General features: G+C 58.8%; 21 protein-coding genes. 9 read left to right on the forward strand and 12 right to left on the reverse strand.

Annotated features, from left to right (window positions below; all coding sequences use genetic code 11):
* Positions 1–10 precede the first annotated feature (10 nt).
* A complete protein-coding gene (gene ccoN / locus ACZRMH_RS03405; protein WP_016780310.1) occupies positions 11–1,435 on the reverse strand; it encodes a cytochrome-c oxidase, cbb3-type subunit I in 1,425 nt (474 codons plus the stop codon).
* Between the two features lie 73 nt (positions 1,436–1,508).
* On the opposite strand from ccoN, the gene ACZRMH_RS03410 reads away from it, so the two are divergent.
* Positions 1,509–2,204 (forward strand): alpha/beta family hydrolase, encoded by a 696-nt coding sequence (locus ACZRMH_RS03410; RefSeq protein WP_464012152.1) that lies wholly within the window; start codon positions 1,509–1,511, stop codon positions 2,202–2,204.
* Positions 2,205–2,626: 422 nt separating this feature from the next.
* Entirely contained in the window at positions 2,627–5,392 is a 2,766-nt protein-coding gene (locus ACZRMH_RS03415) for an autotransporter outer membrane beta-barrel domain-containing protein (RefSeq protein ID WP_464012153.1), read from the forward strand.
* 42 nt (positions 5,393–5,434) lie between these two features.
* Here the strand turns inward: ACZRMH_RS03415 and ACZRMH_RS03420 are convergent, their stop codons facing one another.
* The 3 genes from ACZRMH_RS03420 to acnA form a co-directional block, all read right to left on the reverse strand.
* Positions 5,435–7,000 (reverse strand): methyl-accepting chemotaxis protein, encoded by a 1,566-nt coding sequence (locus tag ACZRMH_RS03420; RefSeq protein ID WP_464012154.1) that lies wholly within the window; start codon positions 6,998–7,000, stop codon positions 5,435–5,437.
* An 80-nt stretch (positions 7,001–7,080) separates the two neighbouring features.
* Positions 7,081–7,872 carry a lysostaphin resistance A-like protein gene (locus ACZRMH_RS03425; RefSeq protein ID WP_464012155.1) on the reverse strand — a complete coding sequence of 264 codons (792 nt, stop codon included), beginning with the start codon at positions 7,870–7,872 and terminating at the stop codon, positions 7,081–7,083.
* A gap of 185 nt (positions 7,873–8,057) precedes the next feature.
* A complete protein-coding gene (gene acnA, locus ACZRMH_RS03430; RefSeq protein WP_464012156.1) occupies positions 8,058–10,802 on the reverse strand; it encodes an aconitate hydratase AcnA in 2,745 nt (914 codons plus the stop codon).
* A 204-nt stretch (positions 10,803–11,006) separates the two neighbouring features.
* On the opposite strand from acnA, the gene rlmM reads away from it, so the two are divergent.
* Together rlmM and tusA are read left to right on the forward strand one after the other, a co-directional pair.
* A complete protein-coding gene (gene rlmM / locus ACZRMH_RS03435; RefSeq protein ID WP_464012157.1) occupies positions 11,007–12,083 on the forward strand; it encodes a 23S rRNA (cytidine(2498)-2'-O)-methyltransferase RlmM in 1,077 nt (358 codons plus the stop codon).
* A 14-nt stretch (positions 12,084–12,097) separates the two neighbouring features.
* Positions 12,098–12,346 (forward strand): sulfurtransferase TusA, encoded by a 249-nt coding sequence (gene tusA, locus ACZRMH_RS03440; RefSeq protein ID WP_016780315.1) that lies wholly within the window; start codon positions 12,098–12,100, stop codon positions 12,344–12,346.
* A 127-nt stretch (positions 12,347–12,473) separates the two neighbouring features.
* Here tusA and ACZRMH_RS03445 read toward each other — a convergent pair whose 3' ends face one another.
* Positions 12,474–13,874 carry an MATE family efflux transporter gene (locus ACZRMH_RS03445; RefSeq protein ID WP_464012158.1) on the reverse strand — a complete coding sequence of 467 codons (1,401 nt, stop codon included), beginning with the start codon at positions 13,872–13,874 and terminating at the stop codon, positions 12,474–12,476.
* 174 nt (positions 13,875–14,048) lie between these two features.
* On the opposite strand from ACZRMH_RS03445, the gene pdxB reads away from it, so the two are divergent.
* Positions 14,049–15,191 carry a 4-phosphoerythronate dehydrogenase PdxB gene (gene pdxB / locus ACZRMH_RS03450; RefSeq protein ID WP_464012159.1) on the forward strand — a complete coding sequence of 381 codons (1,143 nt, stop codon included), beginning with the start codon at positions 14,049–14,051 and terminating at the stop codon, positions 15,189–15,191.
* 73 nt (positions 15,192–15,264) lie between these two features.
* Here the strand turns inward: pdxB and ACZRMH_RS03455 are convergent, their stop codons facing one another.
* Complete coding sequence (locus ACZRMH_RS03455) at positions 15,265–15,441, reverse strand: PA1571 family protein (RefSeq protein ID WP_016780318.1); 177 nt, start codon at positions 15,439–15,441, stop codon at positions 15,265–15,267.
* Between the two features lie 245 nt (positions 15,442–15,686).
* Here ACZRMH_RS03455 and ACZRMH_RS03460 point away from each other — a divergent pair, with 245 nt between their 5' ends.
* Positions 15,687–17,450 carry an ABC transporter transmembrane domain-containing protein gene (locus ACZRMH_RS03460; RefSeq protein WP_464012193.1) on the forward strand — a complete coding sequence of 588 codons (1,764 nt, stop codon included), beginning with the start codon at positions 15,687–15,689 and terminating at the stop codon, positions 17,448–17,450.
* 214 nt (positions 17,451–17,664) lie between these two features.
* Here ACZRMH_RS03460 and ppnP read toward each other — a convergent pair whose 3' ends face one another.
* Together ppnP and ACZRMH_RS03470 are read right to left on the reverse strand one after the other, a co-directional pair.
* Positions 17,665–17,946: a pyrimidine/purine nucleoside phosphorylase gene (ppnP, locus tag ACZRMH_RS03465; RefSeq protein WP_464012160.1), complete on the reverse strand. Its 282-nt coding sequence runs from the start codon at positions 17,944–17,946 to the stop codon at positions 17,665–17,667.
* A 79-nt stretch (positions 17,947–18,025) separates the two neighbouring features.
* Positions 18,026–18,568 (reverse strand): 3'-5' exonuclease, encoded by a 543-nt coding sequence (locus tag ACZRMH_RS03470; protein ID WP_464012161.1) that lies wholly within the window; start codon positions 18,566–18,568, stop codon positions 18,026–18,028.
* 189 nt (positions 18,569–18,757) lie between these two features.
* On the opposite strand from ACZRMH_RS03470, the gene ACZRMH_RS03475 reads away from it, so the two are divergent.
* The gene (locus ACZRMH_RS03475; RefSeq protein ID WP_464012162.1) at positions 18,758–19,549 is read left to right on the forward strand and encodes a substrate-binding periplasmic protein; all 792 of its coding nucleotides are present in this window, start codon (positions 18,758–18,760) and stop codon (positions 19,547–19,549) included.
* 28 nt (positions 19,550–19,577) lie between these two features.
* Here ACZRMH_RS03475 and ACZRMH_RS03480 read toward each other — a convergent pair whose 3' ends face one another.
* The 4 genes from ACZRMH_RS03480 to dsbD form a co-directional block, all read right to left on the reverse strand.
* Positions 19,578–20,126: an RNA polymerase factor sigma-70 gene (locus ACZRMH_RS03480; RefSeq protein WP_464012163.1), complete on the reverse strand. Its 549-nt coding sequence runs from the start codon at positions 20,124–20,126 to the stop codon at positions 19,578–19,580.
* Between the two features lie 197 nt (positions 20,127–20,323).
* The gene (gene dsbG, locus ACZRMH_RS03485) at positions 20,324–21,097 is read right to left on the reverse strand and encodes a thiol:disulfide interchange protein DsbG (protein WP_464012164.1); all 774 of its coding nucleotides are present in this window, start codon (positions 21,095–21,097) and stop codon (positions 20,324–20,326) included.
* Positions 21,076–21,948, reverse strand: a complete 873-nt coding sequence (locus ACZRMH_RS03490; RefSeq protein WP_464012165.1) for a TlpA family protein disulfide reductase — start codon at positions 21,946–21,948, stop codon at positions 21,076–21,078. The genes dsbG and ACZRMH_RS03490 overlap by 22 nt, the downstream gene beginning before the upstream one ends.
* Complete coding sequence (gene dsbD, locus ACZRMH_RS03495; protein ID WP_464012166.1) at positions 21,949–23,685, reverse strand: protein-disulfide reductase DsbD; 1,737 nt, start codon at positions 23,683–23,685, stop codon at positions 21,949–21,951.
* 146 nt (positions 23,686–23,831) lie between these two features.
* On the opposite strand from dsbD, the gene ACZRMH_RS03500 reads away from it, so the two are divergent.
* Both ACZRMH_RS03500 and ACZRMH_RS03505 read left to right on the forward strand, forming a co-directional pair.
* Positions 23,832–24,512, forward strand: coding sequence for a response regulator (locus tag ACZRMH_RS03500; protein WP_464012167.1), 681 nt, complete (start codon positions 23,832–23,834; stop codon positions 24,510–24,512).
* A complete protein-coding gene (locus ACZRMH_RS03505) occupies positions 24,512–25,840 on the forward strand; it encodes an ATP-binding protein (RefSeq protein ID WP_464012194.1) in 1,329 nt (442 codons plus the stop codon). Before ACZRMH_RS03500 ends, ACZRMH_RS03505 begins: the two co-directional genes overlap by 1 nt.
* Positions 25,841–26,117 lie beyond the last annotated feature (277 nt).

The raw sequence follows: 26,117 nt of genomic DNA on the forward strand, positions 1-26,117 counted from the left end.
TGCCAACTCCTCAGGCCATCTGCGCGGCGGCTACGACTTCAGCGGGCTCGGCGTTACGCACGGTGCGCCAAGTGTTGTAAGCCATTAGCAACATGCCGCTGAAGAAGATCGCACCACCAACCAGTCGCACGACAAAGCCCGGGTGGCTGGCCACCAGAGTTTCGACGAAGGAGTAAGTCAGCGTGCCGTCTTCGTTGACTGCGCGCCACATCAGGCCCTGGGCGATGCCGTTGACCCACATCGAAGCGATGTAGAGCACGGTGCCGATAGTGGCCAGCCAGAAGTGCGCGTTGATCAGGCCCAGGCTGTACATCTGCGGGCGACCGAAGATTTTCGGGATCATGTGATACAGCGCGCCGATCGAAATCATCGCCACCCAGCCCAGAGCGCCGGCGTGTACGTGACCGATGGTCCAGTCGGTGTAGTGAGAGAGGGCGTTGACGGTCTTGATGGCCATCATCGGCCCTTCAAAGGTCGACATGCCGTAGAACGCCAGGGACACCACCAGGAAACGCAGGATCGGGTCACTGCGCAACTTATGCCAGGCGCCCGAGAGGGTCATCATGCCGTTGATCATGCCGCCCCAGCTTGGCGCCAGCAGAATCAGTGACATCACCATGCCCAGCGACTGAGCCCAGTCCGGCAGCGCGGTGTAGTGCAAGTGGTGAGGGCCGGCCCAGATATACAGGGTGATCAGCGCCCAGAAGTGCACGATGGACAGGCGATAGGAGTAGATCGGACGTTCGGCCTGTTTTGGCACGAAGTAGTACATCATCCCCAAAAAGCCCGCCGTCAGGAAAAAGCCCACGGCGTTATGCCCGTACCACCACTGCACCATGGCGTCAGTGGCGCCACCGTAGAGCGAGTACGACTTGGTGAAGCTGACCGGGATTTCCAGGTTGTTGACGATATGCAAAATCGCCACGGTCACGATAAATGCGCCGAAGAACCAGTTGCCCACGTAAATATGCTTGGTCTTGCGCTTCATGATCGTGCCGAAGAACACGATGGCGTAGGCGACCCAGACAATGGTGATCAAAATGTCGATCGGCCATTCCAGCTCGGCGTATTCCTTGGAACTGGTGTAGCCCAGCGGCAGGCTGATAGCCGCCAGCACAATCACCAGTTGCCAGCCCCAGAAGGTAAACGCCGCGATTTTCGGCGAAAACAGTGTGGCCTGGCAGGTGCGTTGCACCGAGTAGAACGAGGCGGCGAACAAGGCGCAGCCTCCGAACGCGAAAATTACGGCGTTGGTGTGCAATGGGCGCAGGCGCCCGAAACTGGTCCAAGGCAAATTGAAGTTGAGTTCTGGCCATACCAACTGCGCGGCGAGAAAAACGCCGAGCCCCATGCCGACGATGCCCCAAACCACCGTCATAATGGCAAATTGGCGGACCACCTTGTAGTTGTAGGCGGTACTTGTAGAAGTGTTCATGGTTCCCCATCCACGGTTCAGGCGCGTACACATGCACGCCCGGAGTTATAGGCAGACTAAAAGCGAGGCAAGCATGGGTGTAACAGACAGTGTCGGTATTGACAGGGATCAATGGGCGCAGTGCGTGCAGGCGCGGGGTTGGCTGTGGAATGCGGCGGCCAGCGGGGTCGAGGGGGGCCGGTCAGGCACTCTGATACTGGCTCACGGTGCAGGTGCGCCGATGGACAGCGAGTGGATGACGGGCATGGCTGAGCGCCTTGCTGCGCGTGGGGTCAGCGTGTTGCGCTTCGAGTTTCCGTATATGGCTCAGCGACGGCTCGATGGCGGCAAAAGGCCGCCTAATCAGCAGGCCAAATTGCTTGAATGCTGGCGTGAAACATTTACCCAGGTGCGACGGCATGTCGCGGGGCGTTTAGCTATCGGTGGCAAGTCCATGGGGGGGCGCATGGCAAGTTTGCTTGCTGATGAACTGGGCGCGGATGCGCTGGTTTGTCTGGGTTATCCGTTTTACGCCAGCGGTAAACCGGAAAAACCCCGTGTGGCCCATCTGGCTGAACTGCAGACGCCGACCCTGATCGTGCAGGGCGAGCGCGATGCCCTGGGCAACCGTGACGCGGTAGAGGCCTACACGCTGGCGCCGGGTATTGAGCTGTTCTGGATGGTTGCGGGGGATCACGACTTGAAGCCCCTCAAGGCTTCTGGGTTCTGCCACGAGCAACATCTGGTTGCGGCGGCTGACAAGGTAGCGGGGTGGTTGGTTAAGGCTTGATGCGGTTATCCGTTGGCTGCCGTCTGGCTGCGTCTGGTTGTGCAGAGACTTGAGTTTCGACTCTTCCTACCTGCACCGAAGGTAATGCCTGATTTTTTTTGGGGATGAGCATTCTTAAGCTGAGTTCCTCTTGCATAGGTTAGTTCAGCAATTTCGTTGAACTTTGTAAGAGAGTTCAACAAATAAGAGAGTCCATGCCTTTGAGTGGTAATCCCCCGGTAATCCCCCCATTTCTAATACTCGCCAGAAATAGAAGTGTCCCGGAATAGTTGCCCACTACGCATTCTTCCTACAGAGGATGAGGGAATAGCCTTATTTATATGGACGATGAGCATTCTTAAGCTGAACACCCCTTACGCAGGTTGGTTCGGCAATGTCGTTGAACTCCGTAAGAGGGTTCAATAAATAAGAGAATGCCGCCAATGTATTATCCTTCCTCGACGCGTAAATCCCTTTTGGTATTAGCCATCAGCCAGGCATTATTTCATTCAAACATGGTTCAGGCGTCTGATGATCGTGTGGTTGCGGTTGATGGCCAGAGCGTCAGTGCCAGTGACGGGGAGGTTGAAACCGCGGGGTATGGGCTGTCGGCCATGTATGCCAGTGACGGGAGTAAAATTGATTCATCGAACATGAACGTTACGACCTCAGGGATCAGATCTCATGGAGTTCACATACGTACCAGTAGCGGGCTCAAATCCACCGAAGCGCTGTCAATTTCTACATCGGGTTTTGGCTCAGCTGGGTTGGCGGTGACCAATCTCAGTAAAGCGGATGTCGAGAGCCTTCAGGTGGAAACCCAGGGCGAGGGTGCATACGGGGTTGTTGCCGGGCGAGGTGAGATTAAAATTGGCTCGGGGAGCATCATCACTAAAGGTGAATACAGTCGTGGTATTTGGACCTACGGCGGCAATGTAAGAGGGACTGATCTGGTTATTCAAACCCAGGGTCAGGATTCTATAGGGGTCGAAGTTTTAGAAACAGACCTTAGTAAATTACCTAGAGAGGGTTCAACTGTTGATCTGATCGGGACAACTGTCTCCACACTTGGGAAACGGGCCCATGGGGTTTATGTAGCGGGTAAACAAGCTTTGGCGAAGCTGACCGACAGCCGTGTAGAAACCCACGGCGAACAGGCTGCCGGAGTGAACGTCGATTATGGAGGTCGAGTTGAGCTCAACAACACTGATGTCAAAGCCAACGGCGCGGGTTCTGTCGGGGCACTGCTAAGCGGCGGCAACCTGGCCGTCATCGGTGGCTCAATCCGTTCGCAAGACGCAGCAGCGCTGCATATCAGCGATAAGGACAACAAGGTCGATATCAGTGGCGCTACTGTTGCCAGTGTCAATGGCCCGGCGATCAAGGTTGACGCCGGTGCCGAGGCAATCATAACCGTCCGTGACGGTTCCACCCTGTCAGCCGGTGACGGCAAAGGGGAGTTGCTCGATGTGCAGTCTGATAGCGTGCTGGACCTGGTAATCGATGGCAGCTTTTTGCACGGCAAGCTGACTGTTCCTGAGGGCGGGAAGGTGAAGGTTCGCTTGCAAAATGGCACGATTTTTACCGGGCAGATGACCGATCTTGAAAGCCTGCAACTTGACTCGGACGTCAGCTGGAAAATTACCGGAGACAGCAGTACCGGCTCGCTGGCGCTCAATGGGGGAATAGTCGATTTCACCGGGGCTACGGCTTTCCATCGTCTGGAAATGGGCGAACTGTCCGGCTCAGGCATCTTCGGGCTGAAGCTGGATTTGAACAGCCATCAGATCGACACCCTGGACGTGAAAGGAAAAGCCAGTGGCAACCATAAGCTGCACATTAAAAACACTGGGGTAGAGCCTGAGCCGAGTTTTGAACCATTGCCGGTTGTCCGCACCGGAGGGGGCGATGCGAACTTTGACCTGCTGGGAGGGCGTGTCGATCTTGGTGCTTTTTCCTACAAGCTTGAGCGCATAGGACACAACTGGTACCTGAAAGATTTAACCTCAACCCCGAATCCAGAGCCAGAGCCAGAGCCGAATCCGAATCCGAATCCGAATCCAGAGCCGAATCCGAATCCGAATCCAGAGCCGAACCCGAATCCAGAGCCAAACCCGAATCCAGAGCCGAACCCGAATCCAGAGCCGAACCCGAATCCAGAGCCAAACCCGAATCCAGAGCCGAACCCGAATCCAGAGCCGAACCCGAATCCAGAGCCGAACCCGAATCCAGAGCCGAATCCGAATCCAGAGCCGAACCCGAATCCAGAGCCGAACCCGAACCCGAATCCGAATCCGAATCCAGACCGCGAGGTGAGCCCGGCAACCCGAAATGTTCAAGCCTTGTTCAATAGCGCGCCTACCGTCTGGTATGGCGAGATGACCACGCTACGCAGCCGTATGGGCGAAGTTCGGGGGAGCGGGCAGGGCGGAGCCTGGATACGCACTTACGGTAACAAGTATGACGTGGCGAGTGCGGGTGGACTGGGGTATCAGCAACGTCAGTCGGGGTACTCGCTGGGGAGTGATGTAGCGCAGACAAGTGCAGACAGTTTACTGCTGGTAGGGGTGTTCGCGGGTTACAGCAAATCCGGGCTGACACTGGCGCGAGGCTCATCCGGCACGGTCGAGAGCATTTATGCAGGGACTTACGGTAGCTGGACGCACGACGACGGATATTACGTTGACGCTGTACTCAAGCTTAACCAGTTCCGCAACCGGGCTGATGTAGTGATGAGCGATTTCAGCAAGGCAAAAGGCAAATATAACAATTATGGTCTGGGAGCTTCGCTGGAGGCCGGTCGCAAGATTCAGCTGACAGAGCGTCTGTATGCCGAGCCCTTCACCCAGATTTCAGCGGTTGCCGTGCAAGGGCAGTCCTATAGCCTGGACAGCGGACTGCAGGTGCGTACTTCGACAACCCGCTCTGTGCTCGGCAAGGTGGGGGTAACCCTTGAGCATCGCAATCAGGTGTTGAGCCCTTACCTTAAGGTCGCCCTGGCCCAGGAGTTTGCCCGGGACAATGAAGTCACGGTCAATGGGCACCGCTTCAAGAATGACCTGCACGGCAGTCGTGCCGAGTTGGGCGCTGGCGTTGCGTTGTCCTTGGGCAAAAACCTGAAAGTGCACGCTGATTTCGATTACATGGAAGGCCAGGGCATCAAGCAGCCCTGGGGAGCCAATGTCGGGGTGCGATATGCTTTTGACTGAGGCTTGAACAAAACCGGCGATCACATCGCCGGTTTTTTTTCATCAGCGGTTAAACCGCTCCACCAGCGAATACTGGGTATTCACGGTCTGGGTCAGTTCTTCACTCAACAGCGCCGAATGCTGCGCCTGTTCGGAGGTCTGATCCGCCAGGTCGGCAATGGTGCTGATATTGCGGCTGACTTCTTCGGCCACTGCACTTTGCTCCTCGGTTGCCGCTGCGATCTGGGTAGTCATATCGGTAATGTTGGCTACCGCTTCGCTGATGCCCACCAGCGCCTGATCTGCTTCCAGCACGCGAGCTACACCTTCTTCAGCCTGACGGTGGCCGGCGTCCATGGTCTGCACTGCAGTGGCTGCAGTCTGTTGCAGCTTGGCAATCAGGCTGTGAATCTGCCCGGTTGAAGCGCTGGTGCGTTGTGCCAGCTGGCGCACTTCGTCAGCCACCACGGCAAAGCCGCGGCCCATTTCACCGGCGCGTGCCGCTTCGATGGCTGCGTTCAGGGCCAGCAGGTTGGTCTGGTCGGCAATGCCTTTAATCACGTCAACAACGCCGCCGATTTCATCGCTGTCTTTTGCCAGCTGTGTAACCGTGGCACCGGTTTCGCCCACCACCACCGACAGGCGCTGAATGGCTTCGCGGGTTTCGCCGGCAATATCGCGACCACGGCTGGTCAGGCGATTGGCTTCCTGGGTCGCGTCTGCGGTGCGTTGCACATGGCTGGCCACTTCTTGCGTGGTGGCGGCCATCTGGTTGACCGCAGTTGCCACTTGCTCGGTCTCGACCCGCTGGCGCTCCAGTCCGATAGAGCTCTTGTGCGCCAGCATGTCCGATTGACGGGCCTGCTCGCTGAGGTGCTCGGCGGTGTCCTGCAGACGGGTCAGGCAGGTTTTCAGGCGTGCTTCCTGGCTCAGGATGGACATTTCCAGACGCGCTTGCGGGCCGCGGCTGTCGGTGTACATCTGCGCGATCAGCGGGTCAGAGGTGGTTTGTTCGGCCAGGCGCAGCAGGCGCTTGATCCCGCGCTGTTGCCAGCTCAGGCCAAGCAGGCCCAGCGGAATCGACAACAGGGCCGCGAGGGCAAAGCCCCAACTGGAGTTGAGCAGGGCACCAATGGTGAAGCTCAACTGGCTGACCAGAATAAACGGCAGCCAGTCCTGCAACACCGGCAGCCACTTGTCACGCTGCGGTACTGGCGATTTGCCGCGATTGATGCGCGAGTACAGGGCTTCGGCACGGCGGATCTGCTCGGCGGTCGGCTTGACCCGTACTGATTCGTAGCCCACCACGCGCTCGCTTTCAAACACCGGGGTTACATAGGCATTGACCCAGTAGTGATCGCCATTCTTGCAGCGGTTTTTGACAATGCCCATCCATGGCGAACCCTTTTTCAGGGTACTCCACATATGCTCAAAGACTGCGGACGGTACGTCAGGGTGGCGCACAAGATTGTGCGGCGCGCGTATCAGCTCCTCACGCGAAAACCCGCTGATTTCCCTGAATGCATCGTTGCAGTAGGTGATGACGCCTTTGGCATCGGTCGTGGAAATCAACCGTTGTTGCGCGGGGAATGTGCGTTCGCGTTGAGTGATGGGCTGGTTATTACGCATGTCGTTTCAATCCGCAAGACTTTGACAGGCTGTCGGCATGCGTAAGGAATTGTTTAATTTATATTTCAGTCTCTGGCTGGTCAGGGAGCGAGCATGGGGTAGGTGAAAAATACAAAATGCAGCACATTGAGCCCAAAGTGTGTGGCAATCGCCGCACTTAGCCCGCCATAGCGGTAGGCCAGGCCATAACCGAGCCCGGCCAGTCCTGCCAGCAACACCCATTGCCAGCCTGCCGCCGCATGAGCCAGGCCAAACAGCACCGAGGCGGTGACCAGGGCAATGGTCTGGCCATAAGGCACAAGCTTGAGCTTGCGGCTTAGCCCGCCCTGGATATAACCGCGAAACAGCGCTTCCTCAACCAGCGTTACCAGCAGCAGATTATTGAGCAGCCAGATGGCGCTTTGCGGCGGCCATTTTGGCGCCCAGGCAATCATCCCCAGCAGCATCGCCCCGCCCAGCGCCAGAATGGCTGCAAGTGCCAGGCCGATCAAGGAGGCCCTTAGAGATACACGCCAGGCAAACCGTGGCGCAATCCATGGGCATACCAACAGCAGCCAAAAACCAATCAGCGGCTTGTCCAGATTGAAGTACATCGAAAAGGGTACGGCATCCGGGGTCAGCCGCGTGGGAGTGATGGCCCGGCCGTTATGGAAGCCGGGTAGCCAATGTAGCGCCAGCGCCAGGGCCAGCAGCACAAACACAGCATGCCCGGCATAGCGCAGGTAATGGCTTTTGTTTTGAACAACGGCAAGCCCGCTAAGGGTCAGCAGGGCCAGCGCGATCAGGGTTTCAACACCGAGTTGACCGTAGCTGAGGGCAAGGCCGTAGCCGAGGGTGAGAAGTGCCAGATAAGGCCATGGCAGAGCAATCATGAAAATCCTAGGAATCGTTAAAAAAGCACCCCGGATCCAGTCCGGGGTGAGCAAGTATAACGATTGAAGATAATGCGCGGGCACTTGTGGGAGCGGGCTTGCTCGCGATGAATGCAACGCGGTCCGTCTGGACTAACGCGGTGATGCAATCGCGAGCAAGCCCGCTCCCACAGGAGGTAGTGCCGCTAGGAAGCAATCAGCTGACGAAGCACGTAGTGCAAAATCCCTCCTGCCTTAAAGTATTCCACCTCATTAATCGTATCGATCCTACACAGCACGTCGACTTTTTCCTGGCTGCCGTTCTCGCGGGTGATCACCAGTGTCAGATTCATTCGCGGTTGCAGCTCGGCACCGGTCAGCCCAAGGATATCCAGGGTTTCCTTGCCGGTAAGGTTCAGGCTCTTGCGGTTTTGATCAAGCTTGAATTGCAATGGCAGAACGCCCATGCCCACCAGGTTTGAACGGTGAATACGCTCGAAACTCTCGGCGATGACCGCCTTGACTCCTAGCAGGTTGGTGCCCTTGGCTGCCCAGTCACGGCTTGAACCAGTGCCGTACTCCTGGCCGGCAATCACCACCAGCGGCGTGCCGGATGCCTGATAGCGCATGGCTGCATCGTAGATCGGCAGCTTCTCGCCGGTGGGGATGTAGATCGTGTTGCCGCCTTCCTCGCCGCCAAGCATTTCGTTACGAATGCGGATATTGGCAAAGGTGCCGCGCATCATCACTTCATGGTTGCCACGACGTGAGCCGTAGGAGTTGAAGTCCCGTGGTTCGACGCCTTTTTCGCGCAGATAACGCCCGGCGGGGCTGTCCGCCTTGATATTGCCAGCAGGGGAAATATGATCGGTGGTGACCGAATCGCCCAGCAACGCCAGAATATTCGCGCCTTTAACGTCAGCGATTACCGGCAAAGGCCCGCTGATCTCGTCGAAGAAAGGCGGGTGCTGGATATAGGTTGAATCCTCTTGCCAGACATAAGTGGCCGCTTGCGGCACTTCGATGGCTTGCCACTGTTCGTCACCGGCAAACACTTCGGCATATTCCTTGTGGAACATGCCGGTGGTGACCTGGGCCACGGCGTCGGCGATTTCTTTCTGGCTTGGCCAGATATCGCGCAGGTACACCGGCTGGCCATCCTTGCCGGTGCCCAGCGGGTCGCGGCTGATATCAATACGCACCGTACCTGCCAGGGCGTAGGCCACTACCAAGGGTGGCGAGGCCAGCCAGTTGGTTTTCACCAGTGGATGTACACGCCCTTCAAAGTTGCGGTTGCCCGACAGCACCGAGGCCACGGTCAGGTCGGATTGGGTAATGGCTTTTTCAATCGGTTCAGCCAGGGGGCCGGAGTTGCCGATACAGGTGGTACATCCGTAGCCCACCAGAGCAAAGCCAAGCTGGTCGAGGTATGGGGTCAGGCCTGCGGCCTTGTAATAATCGGTGACCACCTTGGAGCCAGGTGCCAGCGACGTTTTGACCCAGGGCTGGCGGGTCAGGCCTTTTTCGACGGCTTTTTTCGCCACCAGGCCTGCGGCCATCATCACGCTGGGGTTTGAAGTATTGGTACAGGAGGTGATGGCTGCAATCACCACGGCACCGTTTTTCAGGCGATAGGTCTGACCTTCATAGCTGTAGTCCGCTTCGCCGACCAGATCCGCATTGCCTACGGCTACGCCGCCACCGCCTTCGCTTTCAAGGCGGCCTTCTTCTTTTTTCGTGGCCGGTTTGAATTGCAGGCTGAGAAAGTCGTCGAAGGCTTGCCCTACATTGGGCAGAGCAACCCGGTCCTGCGGGCGTTTTGGCCCGGCCAGGCTGGCTTCGACGGTGCCCATGTCCAGGGCCAGGGTTTCGCTAAATACCGGCTCAAGGCCAGGCTCACGCCACAGCCCCTGGGCTTTGCAGTAAGCCTCTACCAATTTGACCGTGGCATCCGGGCGACCTGAAAGACGCAGGTAGTCCAGAGTGATCTCATCGACCGGGAAAAAACCGCAAGTGGCGCCATATTCCGGGGCCATATTGGCAATGGTGGCGCGGTCGGCCAGCGGCAAGTCCGCCAGGCCATCTCCATAGAATTCAACAAACTTGCCGACCACGCCTTTGCTGCGCAGCATTTGCGTGACGGTCAGCACAAGGTCAGTGGCGGTAATGCCTTCTTTGAGCTTGCCGCTGAGCTTGAAACCCACCACTTCCGGGATCAGCATCGATACGGGCTGGCCGAGCATGGCCGCTTCGGCTTCAATCCCGCCCACGCCCCAGCCCAATACGCCGAGGCCATTGATCATGGTGGTGTGGGAGTCGGTGCCGACCAGGGTGTCGGGGAAAGCGTAGGTGCGGCCGTCTTCGTCCTTGGTCCAGACCGTGCGGCCCAGATACTCCAGGTTTACCTGATGGCAAATCCCGGTGCCGGGCGGTACGACGCTGAAATTATCAAAGGCATTTTGCCCCCAGCGCAGAAACGCATAGCGTTCGCCGTTGCGCTCCATTTCGATATCGACGTTTTGCTCAAAGGCACTGGCGCTGGCGAAGCGGTCGACCATCACCGAGTGGTCAATCACCAGATCCACCGGCGACAGCGGGTTGATCCGCTGCGGGTCGCCACCGGCCTTGGCCATCGCGGCGCGCATGGCGGCCAGATCGACCACGGCCGGCACCCCGGTAAAGTCCTGCATCAGCACCCGGGCCGGGCGGTACTGGATTTCCCGGTCACTGCGCCGCTCCTTGAGCCAGGCGGCCAGCGCTTTTAGATCGGGTTCGGTGACGGTTTTGCCGTCTTCCCAGCGCAGCAGGTTTTCCAGCAGCACTTTGAGTGACATGGGCAGTTTGCTCAAATCGCCCAGTGTTTTGGCGGCGAGCGGCAGGCTGAAATAGTGATAAGTCTTATCGTCGACTTTTAGTGTGGCTAGGGTGTTCAGGCTATCGAGGGAGGACATGAAATGACTCCTTTAGACGGATCACGTGGCACATACAGAGCTTCTAACCTAGCTCCGAATACGGCCGATGGCTAATAACTGGACTGTCTATGCGGGTTCAAGGTTCCGAACTCAGTTATCATGCCCGCCTTTTCGTGACACGCCTTGCTCCAAAGCAAGGTTGCGCAGCCGGCCAATTCCCGCCAGTTGCCCAGGAGTAATTCAATGAACACCGTTTTTATGCACTGCCGTCCCGGGTTTGAAGGCGAAGTCTGCTCGGAGATCGCCGAGCACGCCGCCCGCCTCAATGTGTCTGGCTATGCCAAGGCCAAGCCGAGCACAGCCTGCGCCGAGTTTGTGTGCACCGAAGAAGGCGGCGCCGAGCGCCTGATGAACAGCCTGCGTTTTGCCGAGCTGATCTTCCCGCGCCAATGGGCTCGCGGCGGCTTTGTCGACCTGCCGGAAACTGACCGGATCAGCGTTATCCTCGAGCACATGGCCGACTTCCCGGTGTGTGGCAGCCTGTGGCTGGAAATCGTTGATACCAACGATGGCAAGGAACTGTCCAACTTCTGCAAGAAGTTTGAAGCTCATTTGCGCAAGGCGCTGATCAAGGCTGGCAAGCTGGTGGAAGAAGAAGCGCATAAGCCGCGTCTTTTGCTGACCTTTAAAAGTGGTCGCGAAGTGTTCCTCGGTCTGGCTGAGTCGGATAACTGCGCCATGTGGCCCATGGGCATCCCGCGCCTGAAGTTCCCCCGTGAAGCACCGAGCCGTTCGACCCTCAAGCTGGAAGAAGCCTGGCACCACTTTATCCCTCGTGATCAGTGGGACGAGCGCCTGCACAGCGATATGACCGGTGTTGACCTTGGCGCCGCCCCGGGTGGCTGGACCTGGCAGCTGGTCAATCGCGGCATGATCGTGACTGCCATCGACAACGGGCCGATGGCTGAAAGCCTGATGGACACCGGTCTGGTGCAGCATTTGATGGCCGACGGCTTTACCTTCAAGCCCAAGCAGCCGGTGGACTGGATGGTTTGCGATATCGTCGAGAAACCGGCGCGCAATGCGGCGATGCTGGAAGAGTGGATCGGCGAAGGTCATTGCCGCGAGGCGGTGGTTAACCTGAAGCTGCCGATGAAGCAGCGCTACGCCGAAGTGCGTCGTTTGCTCGATCGCATTGCTGACGGCTTCAAGGCGCGGGGCATTCAGGTCGAGATCGGCTGCAAGCAGCTGTATCACGATCGTGAAGAAGTGACCTGTCATCTGCGTCGTATTGATGTAAAAAAACCTAAATCTCGCTGATTGGGGAGTTACTGATGAGTTTTACCGACCTGCCGGTTGACGGCACTCTGGATGCTACCGGCCTCAATTGCCCTGAGCCGGTGATGATGTTGCACCAATATATTCGTGACCTGGCGCCCGGCGGCTTGCTGAAAGTAATCGCCACCGACCCCTCGACCCGCCGCGATATTCCCAAGTTCTGTGTGTTTCTGGACCATGAACTGGTGGGGCAGCAGGAAGAGGCGGGCAAGTACCTGTACTGGATCCGCAAAAAGCAGGATTGATCCTTACCCTGTGGATGCGGGTTGTGGGTGCGGGCTTGCTCGCGATTCAGGCGCAGTGGTTTATCTGACACTGCGCGCTGAAACCATCGCGAGCAAGCCCGCTCCCACAAGAGCCCGTTGTTACAGGTTATGCGGCACGGCGAATATGCTTTTTCGCACTGCGCGCCAGGCGTACGCCGAGCATCAGCGCCGCACAGGTCAGGCCTACGATCAACCCCTGCCACAAACCACTCGGGCCATTGGCAGGACCGAACCAGTCGGTCAGCCCCAGGGCGTAGCCCACCGGCAAGCCAATCCCCCAATAGGCGAACAAGGTCAGTATCATCGTCACCCGTGTGTCCTGATACCCGCGCAATGCCCCGGCCGCAGTCACCTGGATCACATCCGAGAACTGATACAGCGCGGCAAACATCAGCAGCATGGTCGCAACTTCGATCACCATCGGATCGGCGGTGTAGACGGTCGCAATCTGCTCGCGCAGCAGCAGGATCAAACTGGCGGAAATCGCTGCCCACACCAGTGCGGTACCCATGCCCACGCCGGCCACAAAACGCGCTTCCCGCGGTTGCTGACGGCCCAAAGCCTGGCCCACGCGCACGGTGATCGCCATACCCAACGAATATGGAATCATAAACACCAGTGAGCTGAAGTTCAGGGCGATCTGATGCCCCGCGACCACGGTCGCGCCAAGGCTGCCAATCAGCAGCGCAATCACCGCAAAAATGCTCGACTCGGCAAACACCGCAATGCCGATCGGCAGGCCTACGCTGAGCAAGCGCTTGAGAATCGCCCATTTCGGCCATTCAAAATGGCTGTAGACCTTGCTCGACTGGTAGATCGCCCCGCGAAAAGTCCACACCACCATGCCCAGGGCCATAAACCACATGACGATGGCCGTGGCCCAGCCACAGCCCACGCCGCCCATGGCCGGGACGCCAAAGTGGCCATAGATGAAGATGTAGTTGATTGGAATATTCAGTGCCAGGGCGCTCAGGCCCAGCACCATGCTGGGCCGGGTCTTGCCCAGGCCATCGCTGAAATTGCGCAATACGCAATACAGGCCCACGGCAGGCATGCCGCTGGCGATGCCGTGCAGATAACCCATGCTCGGTGCGATCAGTTCAGGGTCGACCTTCATCAGATGCAGCAACGGCTCGGCAGCGATCAGGATCAGCGCCGCACACAGGCCGGTTATCAATGCCAGCCATAGCGCCTGGCGTACGATCGGGCCGATTTCACCGTGGGTATTGGCGCCAAAGCGTTGGGCGACCTTGGGTGTGGTCGCCAGCAGAATGCCCGACATCAGCAAAAACACTGGCACCCAGATCGAGTTACCCAGCGCCACGGCGGCCAGATCCCGCGGCCCGACACGTCCGGCCATTACCGCATCGACAAAGCCCATGGCCGTGGTGGCAATTTGCGAAATGATGATCGGAAAGGCCAGCGCCAGCAAAGCGCGCACTTCAGTGCGAACCCGTGCAGGGCGGCTGACAGCGGTTGACGAGGGGTTATGAGTGACAGAGTTCACAAGCGTGCATCCACAGTGTTTAAGGCGCAAAGCCGGCAATTGTACGCCTGACCAAGTGGTCAGAAAACACGGAGTTGTAGGTGCTTTGTAATCTAATCCTGAGTACCTGCCACACCCGGCTGGCCCATTCATCGCAACTACGCCTACACTGCCACTCCGCGAAAGGAGCCTGCCATGTTGATTGTTGCTGACGAAAATATTCCGCTGATCGAAGAATTTTTTGCTGACTTCGGTGAAATACGCCGCCTGCCGGGGCGCCAGATCAATCGCGCCGACGTTCACGATGCCGATGTGCTGCTGGTGCGCTCGGTGACCAAGGTCGACCGCGACCTGCTCGAAGGCAGCGCGGTGAGGTTTGTCGGTACATGCACTATTGGCACTGATCATCTGTCCCTGGGCTACTTCCAGGAGGCCGGTATCCAGTGGTCCAGTGCCCCTGGCTGCAATGCCCGTGGTGTGGTGGATTACGTGCTGGGTAGCCTGCTGACCCTGGCTGAAATCGAAGGCGCTGACTTGACTCAGCGTACCTACGGGGTGATTGGTGCCGGTGAAGTGGGCGGGCGCCTGATCAACGTTTTGCGTGCGCTGGGCTTTAATGTGCTGGTCTGCGACCCGGTGCGCCAGGCAGATGAAGGCGGTGATTACGTCAGCCTGGAGCAAATCATTGAACAGTGCGATGTGCTTAGCCTGCACACGCCGCTGGACAAGTCTGGCGATTATCCGACCTGGCACTTGCTCAATCAGCAGCGCCTGGAGCAACTGAAACCGGGCACCTGGCTGATCAACGCCAGCCGCGGGCCGGTGGTGGACAATACTGCGCTGCGTGAAGTGTTGACCCGCCGCGATGATCTGCAAGCGGTACTGGATGTGTGGGAAGGCGAACCGCAAGTGGACGTCGAACTGGCAGATCTGTGCGTATTGGCGACCCCGCATATTGCCGGTTACAGCCTGGACGGCAAGCAGCGCGGCACGGCGCAGATTTATCAGGCGTTGTGTGACTTCCTCGGGCATACCCCGCAGGTCAAACTGGCTGACTTGCTGCCTGCGCCCTGGCTGGCCAAGGTTGAGCTGAGCGCCAGCAGCGACCCGGCCTGGGCTTTGGCCATGCTGTGTCGCGGTGTGTATGACCCGCGCCGTGACGATGCCGATTTCCGTCGCAGCCTGATCGGCACTGTTCAGGAGCAGAAACTGGCGTTCGACGGCCTGCGCAAGCACTACCCGATTCGCCGCGAAATCGAAGGGTTGCCGGTGCATATCGAGGGCGAGTCAGTGGCCTTGAAGCAACTGGTGAAAGCCCTGGGCGCAGTGCCGGTCTGATTCTGCGTGCATAAAAAAACCGGCCTTGTGCAACAAGGCCGGTCAGTGAAGCGAATGCTGTGTGATCCTGGAATCAGTCTTTGCGTGAAGGCTTGACCAGACGTTGCTCCAGCTCGTGGCAGGCGTCCTGGATCATCGCTTCCGTGATCAGGACTTCCTGACCATTTTCGTCGATAAACGCGCACCCCAGAGATTGCTGTGGCTGGGTGCGAATAACCGGTACGGCTTGAGCGTTCTGTTGCAAATCCATGGCCTGTCTCCTCATCAGGGTGTAGCGGTACTGTAGATCCGTTTAATGACCAAGCTGTTACAAACTTGGCAGCCACCCCAGTCCAACAGAAATATCCTCAAACTTCCAGCCCGACTTTAGAACATTACTGCCTAGGGCTTGTGGTTGCAGGTCATATTCAAAACGAGTGAGAAAGGTTTACCGGTTCAAGCCAAACTTCGTTGTAGGCTGTGCAGGCTTTTCACGCTTGCCCACTCTCTGGATGCCTGCCGATGCTTTCTTCCCGTCACCGCCGCGCCATTCGTCTGGCCACCCATTTTATTGCCCCTTATCGCTGGCAGGCCTTTGGCGCGTTGCTGGCGCTGATCGTTACGGCGGGCATCACCCTGTCGATGGGGCAGGGCATCCGCCTGCTGGTCGACAAGGGGTTTATGACCCAGTCAGCGGATTTGCTCAACCAGAGCATCGGCTTTTTTCTGGTGCTGGTGCTGGGCTTGTCCGTGGGCACTTTTGTGCGTTTTTACCTGGTGTCCTGGATTGGCGAGCGGGTGGTCGCTGATATCCGGCGTCAGGTGTTCAACCACCTGATCGGCCTGCATCCTGGGTTCTATGAGAACAACCGCAGCTCGGAGATCCAGTCACGGTTGACCACCGACACCACCTTGCTGCAATCGGTGATCGGCTCATCGCTGTCGTTGTTTCTGCGCAACAGCCTGATGGTGATTGGCGGTGTGGTGTTGTTGTTTGTCACCAACCCGAAACTCACCGGTATCGTGGTGGTCGCTTTGCCACTGGTGCTGGTGCCTATCCTGTTTTTTGGTCGTCGAGTGCGCAGTTTGTCGCGCCAGAACCAGGACCGGATTGCCGATGTTGGCAGTTATGTCAGTGAGGCTCTGGGCCAGATCAAGACGGTTCAGGCCTACAACCACCAGCAGCAAGACCAGCAGCGATTTGCCAATACCGTTGAACAGGCGTTTGCCACCGCGCGCAAACGCATCCTGCAACGGGCATGGCTGATTACCCTGGTGATCCTGCTGGTGCTGGGCGCAGTCGGGGTAATGCTGTGGGTCGGCGGCATGGACGTGATCGCCGGTCGGATCACTAGCGGTGAACTGGCTGCCTTTGTGTTCTACAGCCTGATTGTCGGCAGTGCGTTCGGCACCCTGAGCGAAGTGATTGGTGAACTGCAACAGGCAGCGGGTGCGGCCGAGCGGATTGCCGAGTTGTTGCAGGCGAAAAGCCTGATCCTGCCTCCGAGTACGGATTTGCGAGTGTTGCCGGAGCGGGTGGAGGGTAATTTACAGCTGGAGAACTTGCGCTTCTCCTATCCATCGCGCCCTGAAAGCCAAGCGCTCGATGGCCTGAGCCTGACAGTCAAGGCGGGGGAAACCCTGGCGCTGGTTGGCCCTTCGGGGGCCGGCAAGTCGACGCTGTTCGACCTGTTGCTGCGCTTTTATGACCCTCAGCAAGGCCGGATCCTGCTAGAAGGGCAGCCGATCACCCAACTGGACCCACAGGACCTGCGCCGTTGCTTTGCCCTGGTGTCACAAACTCCGGCGCTGTTTTTCGGCAGCATTGAAGACAACATCCGCTATGGCAACGCCGGGGCCAGTGACGCCCAGGTCGAAGCCGCAGCCCGGATTGCCCATGCCCACGACTTTATCCTGCAAATGCCCGAAGGCTATAAAACCCACCTGGGTGACGGTGGTTTGGGGTTATCGGGCGGTCAGCGCCAGCGTCTGGCGATTGCCCGGGCTTTGTTGGTAGATGCGCCGATACTGCTGCTGGACGAAGCCACCAGTGCCCTCGATGCCCAGAGCGAGCATTTGATCCAGCAGGCCTTGCCGAGCCTGATGCAGGGCCGCACCACGCTGGTGATCGCCCACCGTTTGGCCACTGTGCAGAACGCTGACCGTATCGCGGTGATGGATCAGGGCAAGCTGGTTGCCATAGGTACCCACGCCCAGTTGATCGCCAGCAACCCGCTGTATGCGCGGTTGGCGGCGTTGCAGTTCAACGCTGGGGTATAGCGGCGGGACTATTTATTGTGGGAGCGGGCTTGCTCGCGATGCGGTCTGGCAGGCAGGCTGCGGTGCTGCCATCGCAGGCAAGCCAGCTCCCACAAGTTTTGTGTCGCACGCAAATTTGATGCTTGCGGAGATTATTGTGGGAGCGGGCTTGCTCGCGATGCAGACGATGCGGTCTGTCAGAAAAACCCGCTCCCATAGGGAATGTGTGCAGGGCTTAGCGGTACTCACACAGGTAAGCAGTGTCCACCGCAACTTTCAGCTGGAACTTGCTGTTGGCCGGTACATTGAACTGGCTGCCAGTCTTGAACGTTTCATACTCGCTGCTGCCCGGCAGTTTCACGCTCAGCTCACCCGAGACAACGTGCATGATTTCACGCTCGGCGGTGCCGAACTCGTATTCACCCGCAGCCATGACGCCAATGGTGGCCTTGCCTTCGGCTTGAGCGAAGGCAATCGACTTGACGGTGCCGTCGAAGTATTCGTTGACTTTAAACATGGCGATTCCTCGGAATGGGCTAAAAAGGGCTGGCCAGTATGCAGAAGCGGTTTTATCCCGTCACGCGCTTTTGTGGCCCTTAACCCTTGAGCACCAGCGGTAATAAACGTGCTGTATTTCGCGCATCTTCCAGGGCCCGGTGTTGCTGGCCATTAAACTGCATCCCGGCCAGTTGCAGGGCGCTGTTAAGCCCCAGCGGCTGCTTTAGCTGGCGGGCCTTGGCAAATTGCTGCTTGAGATTCATATGCGGCAATTGTTGCAGCGCACTGGCCAGTTGCTTTTGGCGCCATTCCTGTTCCAGTTGCTTGCGGTCATAGTCGCCCCAACTGGCCCAGCCTTCGAGTTTGGGCAGGTGCTGGCCCAGCCAGCGCTCGAATTGTTCCCATACCTGCGGCATCGGTGCCCCGGCATCAATATTGGCTTGGGTGATCCGGGTCAGTTGCCGGCAAAAAGGCGTCAGCAATGGGCGACGCTGCGGGCGAATAAAGCGCTGGAAATGGTCCACTTCCCGACCTGCGCGAGTCACCACGCTGGCGCCTATTTCAATCACTTCCATTTCCTCGAGGGGCCATCCGCCATCATCGGTGGTGGCTTCCAGGTCAATTACCAGCCAGTGAGGCATGTGCAGCTTCCTTGAACAGCATTGGCGTTGAAGTTGGAGCGTAGCTAAAACTCGGCCCCGGGCGTTTATTTTCCAGTGGGCCAGTCGAGCGCTTGCTTGCTAGTCTATATGCGCTTTAATGGTGTGCGTGCTCGATCTCAGGTCGTGTGTTGATCAATAAGTTCCAGCCATGGGCGGCATCAGGTGTGTATGGTTTTGAAGTGTTCGCCAATCCAGTTGGCCCATAGCCTGTTGCTGACCCTCGGTATGGTCTGGCTGACGCCGGTCTGGGCCGTCCAGGAAGTCAGGGTGGGTGCTGCGCATTTTCCGCCCTACACGGTGCGTCCGGAGCGCGGTGACGATATCGGCCTGTTGTCGCAATTGCTCAATGCACTCAATCAGTTGCAGAGCGACTACCGGTTTGTCCCGGTGCCCAGTTCCATACCGCGGCGGGTGCGTGATTTCGAGCGGGGCCGGGTGGACATGATGATGTTCGAAAACCCGGCCTGGGGCTGGCAGGCGTTTGCGCACACCGCCGTCGATATGGGCCTTGAAGATGCCGAAGTGTTTGTTGCCAGGCAGCAACCGGATCGTCAACAAAGCTATTTCGATGAGCTGAACGGCAAGCGCCTTGCGCTGTTTAGCGGCTATCACTACGCCTTTGCCGGTTTTAACCCGGCACCGAAGTTCCTGGCCGACAGCTTTGGTGCAACCCTGACCTATTCCCACGAAAGCAATCTATTGATGGTATTGCGCGGTCGCGCGGATATTGCCTTGATGACCCGCTCAAACCTGATCGAGATGTTGCGCTGCGACCCGCAGGTCCAGGCTCAGGTGCTGGTGTCCGAGCGTATCGATCAGATCTATCGCCACTACGCTCTGTTGCGGCCAGAAGCACCGATCCAGAGCGGGCAGTTTGCGCAGATGATGCAAAAGTTGCGTGACAACGGCCAGTTAAAGGCCATTTTTGCGCCTTACAAAATTGCCGTGGTTGAGATGTAGGGCAGGAGGGTTGGCAGCAACCTTTGTATCAGCGGCGGGCATAGGTGTCGGCGTGGGTGCCCGACACTTGGCGGCAATGGATCAGGGCATCGCGAATCATGAAGTTGACCAGGGTGGGCGATACGCCCAATTCCTTGGCAATGTCCTTTTGCTGCACACCGTGCAGGCGGTACATCTCGAACGCATAACGGGTACGGGTCGGCAGCTCGTTGAGCGCCACCTCGATATGTTCCAGGGTCGAGAAGTTGATCAGCGAAGTTTCCGGTGAGGCGCCGTGGATAACCACATTCAGGCCTTCTTCTTCGGTGCCCGAATATCTTTGCTCCAGCGCCTGCTTGCGGTAATGATCAATCGCCAGGTTGCGCACGATCTGAAACAGGTAGCTCAATTGTGCCTTGAACGAAGAGGTGATCTGCGGCGCGGATTGCAAACGGAAGAAGGCGTCCTGCACCACATCTTCAGCCCGGTGGCGGCAGCCGGTGATGCGGGCTGCGATTTTGACCAGCACCAGCCGGTTATCGACAAAGGCTTGAAGTAGGGGTGAGTCGCACTTGCCTGTGGACATTGGTTCCGTCATGGAGATCACCTGCTGCGAATGATTGAGTGAGGACCTCTTCGTGGGAGGCGTCCTACACAGCTGTTCACACGCTAGGCTTAATGATAATGATTGTCAATTGAGAATTAGAATTAATAGCGGCGCAAAGAGCAGATTGAGACCTGGCTCACGCGAGGGAGGGCTGCGACCCATTGCTTTTCTGATCGCAGCCAGAGGGCTTATTTAGGCCCGAGGATTTGGCTCAGCTTTTCTGGCGACGGCGCACCTTGCTGCTGTTGCAGATTGCCTTGTGCGTCCAGATAGAAAATCGCCGGGGTGGCGGCCACATCCAGTTCTTCCATCAGTTGTGCGTTGGCATCCAGCTTGGCCTGGATATCCGCCGGGATCTTGGCCAACGGTTTTAGCGTGCTGGCCTTGCCGGCTTTCTCGTGTTCGTGCAGGGCTTGCTGCGGGTCTTTGGCGCCCAGCAGGGCGGCGGATTTGGCCGGGCTGTCTTCGCGGATAATCCCTACCATGATGTGGCGCAATTGCACCTTGCCCGAATCAACCCATGGTCGGGCCTGGGCCCAGAACATGTTGCAGTACGGGCAGTTTGGGTCGCTGAACAGGTACACGATACGCGGGGCATCGTCTTTACCGTCGGCAATCCAGTTGCTCTTTTCCATCTCGCCCCAGACCTGCTTGGCCATCGGCTCGTAGACCAGTTTCTGCAGCGGCGCCAGGCTCAGGTCCTTGCCGTCGGCGTCGTACAGATTGCCCACCAGCACGTTGCCATCTTGGGTCAGGTACAGCGCCATGCCACGGTTCTGGTACTGGGCGGCATAACCGCGCAAGCCGCCGGGAGCGTCAAAGCTGCCGATGATCTTTGCGCCCTTGGCTTCAATCTTCTTGATTGCCGGCGGCAACTCTTCAGCCTGCAACACTGGGGATTGCAGGAGCGCCGCGCCCAGCAGGGCGGTCATGCTCAGGGTTAACAGTTTGCGGTTAAGCATTTTTGCTGATTCCTTGCAGGGTCGGCCTGTTGGGCCGACATTGAATTGTTCAGGTCGAAAGGCTCCATGGCCCGGGCCAGGCTGGCTTTCGACAGCTCGCCCAGATGGCTGCCCAGCAGCCGGCCTTCAGCGTTATAGAACAGCGTAGTCGGCAGGGCCATCGAACCGACTTTTTGTGCCAGTTGGCCGCCGCTGTCGAACAGCACGTTGCTCAGGTTCAGCCCCTGGGTTTCCAGGAAGGTACTGACGCTCTGCATGCTTTCACCCTGATTGACGAACAGGAAGGTCACGTTCTGATGTTCATGCTGGGCGTTTTGCAGCACCGGCATTTCACGACGGCACGGCGGGCACCAGGTGGCCCACAGGTTGATCACCAGCGGGCCGCCCTGATAACTGCTCAACTGCACCGACTCGCCATTGGCGTTGCGCAATACCAGCTCCGGCAGGCGCGTGCCCTGTTCGTACAGGTTGGACGACAGGCTGGTCAGCAGCCAGAACGCCAGGCCGCTGCCCAGCCCCCAGCCCAGAGGGCGGCGCAACCCGACCCGGCGCCAGCCCCAGATGACTGCGCCGACCAGCACAGCCACCAACCCCGGCCACAGTAAAAAGCCACCGTCACGCAAGTCGAGGACTTGCAAAGGGTCGTCCTTGAAATAGCGCCAGTAGCTGAGCACAAAGCCGATACGCGCAGTCAGCAAGCCCAGCAGAAACAGACTGAACAGTACTGACTCGGGGTTTTCACCACCGCGCTTGGCCACGCGCCAACCCACCAGTGTCGCCAGGGCAAGGGCCAGGATCAGCAGCAAATGGTTGATGGCCAGCGCAAACGAACCGATGGTCAGGGTGAGCATTTAGTGGAGTTCCCGAGTGGCGTTCCAGTTATTCAAAAAGGTCTGGGCGTTGACTTCGCCAGTAATACGTTGTCCGCGACGCTCATCACCATCAGGGCCGATCCAGGCAAAGCTGGGTGGGCCAGGTACTTGATAGCGGCCGAGCAGTTCGCGGCTGGCGACATTATCGGCGGTCACGTCAAGACGCAACAGGCGCACGCCTTGCAGTGCCTGCATAACCTCGGGTTTGCCGAATACCTGCTTCTCCATGACCTTGCACGACACGCACCAGTCGGCGTAATAATCGAGCATCACCCATTGACCATCTGCCCTGGCACTGGCCAGTTCACGGTCCAGGCTGGCGGGGTCCTTGATAGTGATAAAGGTGTCATGGCCGGTGCTTGCGACACTGCTGCCCGCCACGGTTTTGGCGGTGTACACCTGCAACGGTTGCCACAGCTCGGTGCCGCCACCGGCAGCGCCCACCAGCAACAGGCTGCCCCACAAACCGGCCAGCAGACCTAGCGGGCTGAACAGCGCCCTGGCGCGCAGGAACGTTTGCGCCTGTTGCCACAGGCTGCACGCCAGAATAATCAGCAGTACGCCCCACAGGCCGAGCCACAGCGACTCATCCAGTACCGGGCGCACCAGCAGCAGCGCGGTGCCCAGAAACAGGAAGCCAAACAGGCCTTTCATCAGGTTCATCCAGGCCCCCGGCTTGGGCAGGAAGCGGCTGCCCACGGTCACCAGCAGCAACAGCGGTACACCAATCCCCAGGCCCATCACAAACAGCACCAGGCCACCTTCCAGCGCATTGCCGCTTTGCGCGATATACAACAGGGCACCGGCCAGCGGTGCGGTCATGCAGGGTCCCACCAGCAAGCCGGAGAGGGCACCAAGAATTCCTGCGCCGATCAGGCTGCCGCCCTTGCGGCCACGCCCGGCGGTTTCCAGGCGGTCACGCAGACCGGCAGGCAATTGCAGTTCAAAAAAGCCGAACATCGGCAGTGCCAGCACCACGAACAGCGCGGCAAAACTGCCCAACAGCCAGGGTTGTTGCAACAGCGCCTGCAGGTTGGCGCCCAGCAGGGCCGCCAGCACGCCCAGCCCGGCATAGACCAGGGCCATGCTGATGACATAACTGCCGGCCACGGCAAAACCACGCCCGGCCGTGGCCCCGCTGCCCACCACCAGCCCGGCCAGAATCGGCAGCATCGGCAGTGAGCAAGGGGTAAAGGCCAGCAGCAGGCCGAGGCCGAAGAACAGCAGCAAGCTCCAGCCCAGCGAGCGCTGCTGCAATGTAGCGGCCAGTGACTGGTCTTGTGCCTGACCTTGCGCGGCAACCGGCTGCACGCCGCCCAGGTCGACGGTCTGGCTTTGCGGCGGGTAGCACAGGCCAGCATCGGCGCAGCCCTGCCAACTGACCTTGACCTGGCCGCTGGCGTCTGCCGGAATCAGTATCTCAACCTTGTCGCGATAGACCTGGGTAGCGCCAAAGAACTCATCGCTATGTTCAAGCCCCTGGGGCAGTACGGGGGCGTGTGCTGCGTCCAGCCCGTCAAACTTGAAGCGTTTTTGATACAGATAGTAGGTGTCGGCTATTTTCCACTGCAGGCGGGTTTCGCCGGAGGGCAATGGTTCGGCACTGAATGTGAAGGCCTTGTTGACCGGCAGAAAGTCGGGCTGTGCAAAAGGATCGCTGGCCGCCTGGGCGACACCGATCAAACACATCAAGAGCAAGGACAACAGCAAACGCATGGGTAAAGCCTTGTGCAGGTTCAAGTGACGCTACAGTGTGATCCTGCGATTAACCGATTATTAACCCGTGCGTATTCCAACGTTCACGGCATAATCGGCTCTTAATCCCATGACCTTTTAATCGGCTTATTTACGCGGGTATCAGCATGCATGTACTGGTTTGCGAAGACGACGAACTGATCGCCAGCGGCATCAAGGCCGGGCTCACGGCCCAGGGCCTGACGGTTGAGCATGTCGGCACGGCCAGTGCGGCGCGGGCGATGCTCAAGGCTGCCGAGTTCGATGTGATGGTGCTCGATCTGGGTTTGCCTGATGAAGATGGTCTCAAGTTGCTGCAACAACTGCGTCAGCAGGGGCTTGAGTTGCCTGTGCTGGTTCTGACTGCCCGCGACTCGGTGACCGACCGCGTCGATGGCTTGCAGGCGGGTGCCGATGATTACCTGCTCAAGCCCTTCGACCTGCGCGAACTGGCCGCCCGCCTGCATACCTTGCTGCGGCGCGTGGCAGGGCGCAGCGTTAACCTGATCGAGCACGGCGCGCTTAGCTACGACCCCAGCAGCCGCATCACTCTGCTCGCGGGCCAGCCGGTCGACCTGTCCCGGCGTGAACAGGCACTGCTGCAAGCCTTGCTGCATAACCGCGGGCGGGTGTTGTCCAGCGAGCAACTCAAGGACAGTATCTATGGCTTTGGTGACGAACTGGAGAGCAATGCCCTGAACGTGCATATCCACCACCTGCGGCGCAAATTGGGCAACGGTATCGTTGAAACCGTACGCGGCCTGGGTTATCGCCTGGGCCACGCCGATGGCGCAGAGTCCGAAGCATGATGAGCATGCGCCTGCGCTTGAGCCTGACCATTGGCGCTGCCTTTGTTCTGGTCTGGGCATTGGCTGCGGCCTGGATGCTCAGCGATTTGCGTCAGCAAATGATGTTTTCCCTTGATCAGCGGCTGGTCGCCTCGGCGCGCATGGTCGCGGGTTTGCTGGAGCAATTGCCGCAACTGCCAGTAAAAGGCGAGGGCACTCATTTCAGTGCGGAGCAACTGACTATCCCTGGTGGCATGGCTTGCCAGGTCAGTTCGCTGCGTGGCGAGATCCTGGCCCGTAGCCACAACAACCCGGATCAGCCAATGCAGTCGCAAGCGGCAGGTTTTCATGACCAGATGATCGACGGCGCGGCCTGGCGCACCTTTACCCTGGATCGCGGTGATCTGCGCATCACCACGGCTGACCGTCAGGTTGAACGCGAGGCGCTGAACCTCTCGGTGCTGCTGGCTGCATCGGTGCCGGTGGGCATGGCCCTGATTGTCTGCCTGCTGCTGCTGTGGCTGGGGATCGGCCAGGGGCTGGCACCGCTCAACCGCATGCGCGATGCCCTGATGCGCCGCGATGCCGACTCCTTGCAACCGTTGCAAATCTCACCGTTGCCCAGCGAGCTGAAACCGCTGCTCGATTCGCAGAACCAGCTGTTTGCACGTATTGCCCAGACCATCGAGCGCGAGCGGCGCCTGACCGGCGACGCGGCCCATGAACTGCGCAGCCCGCTGACCGCGATCAAGACCCACCTGCAAGTGGCGCGCATGACCGATGGCGAAGCTCGCGAACAGTCGCTGGCCCATGCCGAAGCCGGAGCTGACCGCTTGCACCGCACCCTTGAGCAATTGCTGCTGCTGGCGCGGGTCGAGGGCAGCCTGTCGTTTGATGACGGGGTCAATTGCTCGGCCGAGCAAGTGGCACAGTTCGCGATCCACGATGCGTGCGCAGGTGATGATCAGCGTATTCGTCTGCACTTGCCGCCAGACTTGCCGGCCACCGCGCTGGAAGTTCCCTCGGTACTGGCCATCGCTGCGCTGCGCAACTTGCTGGACAACGCCTTGCGCCATACCCCGGCCGGCACTCAGGTGGAGTTGGCGGTGGCCGTTGAAGGCTCGCAGGTCAAGTACACAGTGCGCGACCACGGGCCCGGTATCCCCGCCGATACCCTGCAACACATGACCCAGCGCTTCTGGCGCAACGGCAACAGCAACGGCTGCGGTCTGGGCCTGGCGATTGTGCAGGCGATTGTCGAGCGTTGCCGCTGTGAACTGACCTTCGACAGCCAGCCCGATGGCTTGCGGGTTGAGCTGCGCATGCCGTTGAAAACCACCGCAGCCTGACACAAGACTCCGGGTCTTGTGGGAGCGGGCTTGCTCGCTATGGCATCACAGCGTTTGGCTGATACAGCGCGTCGCCTGCATCGCGAGCAAGCCCGTTCCCACAGCGTGTGTCTCAGAGCTGACGGTACGAATCTGCTCCAATGGACTGATTTCGTTACAACTTCGTCCGGACCATGGTTTACAGTACCCGCGCTCTCTGGAACCTCCCACAGACAGCTTTCTGTGGAGTGATTCCATTACACACAAACAGACTCTACGGCGCATAAACGGCCCGCTT

The sequence above is a fragment of the Pseudomonas sp. B414 genome, from assembly GCF_055408445.1.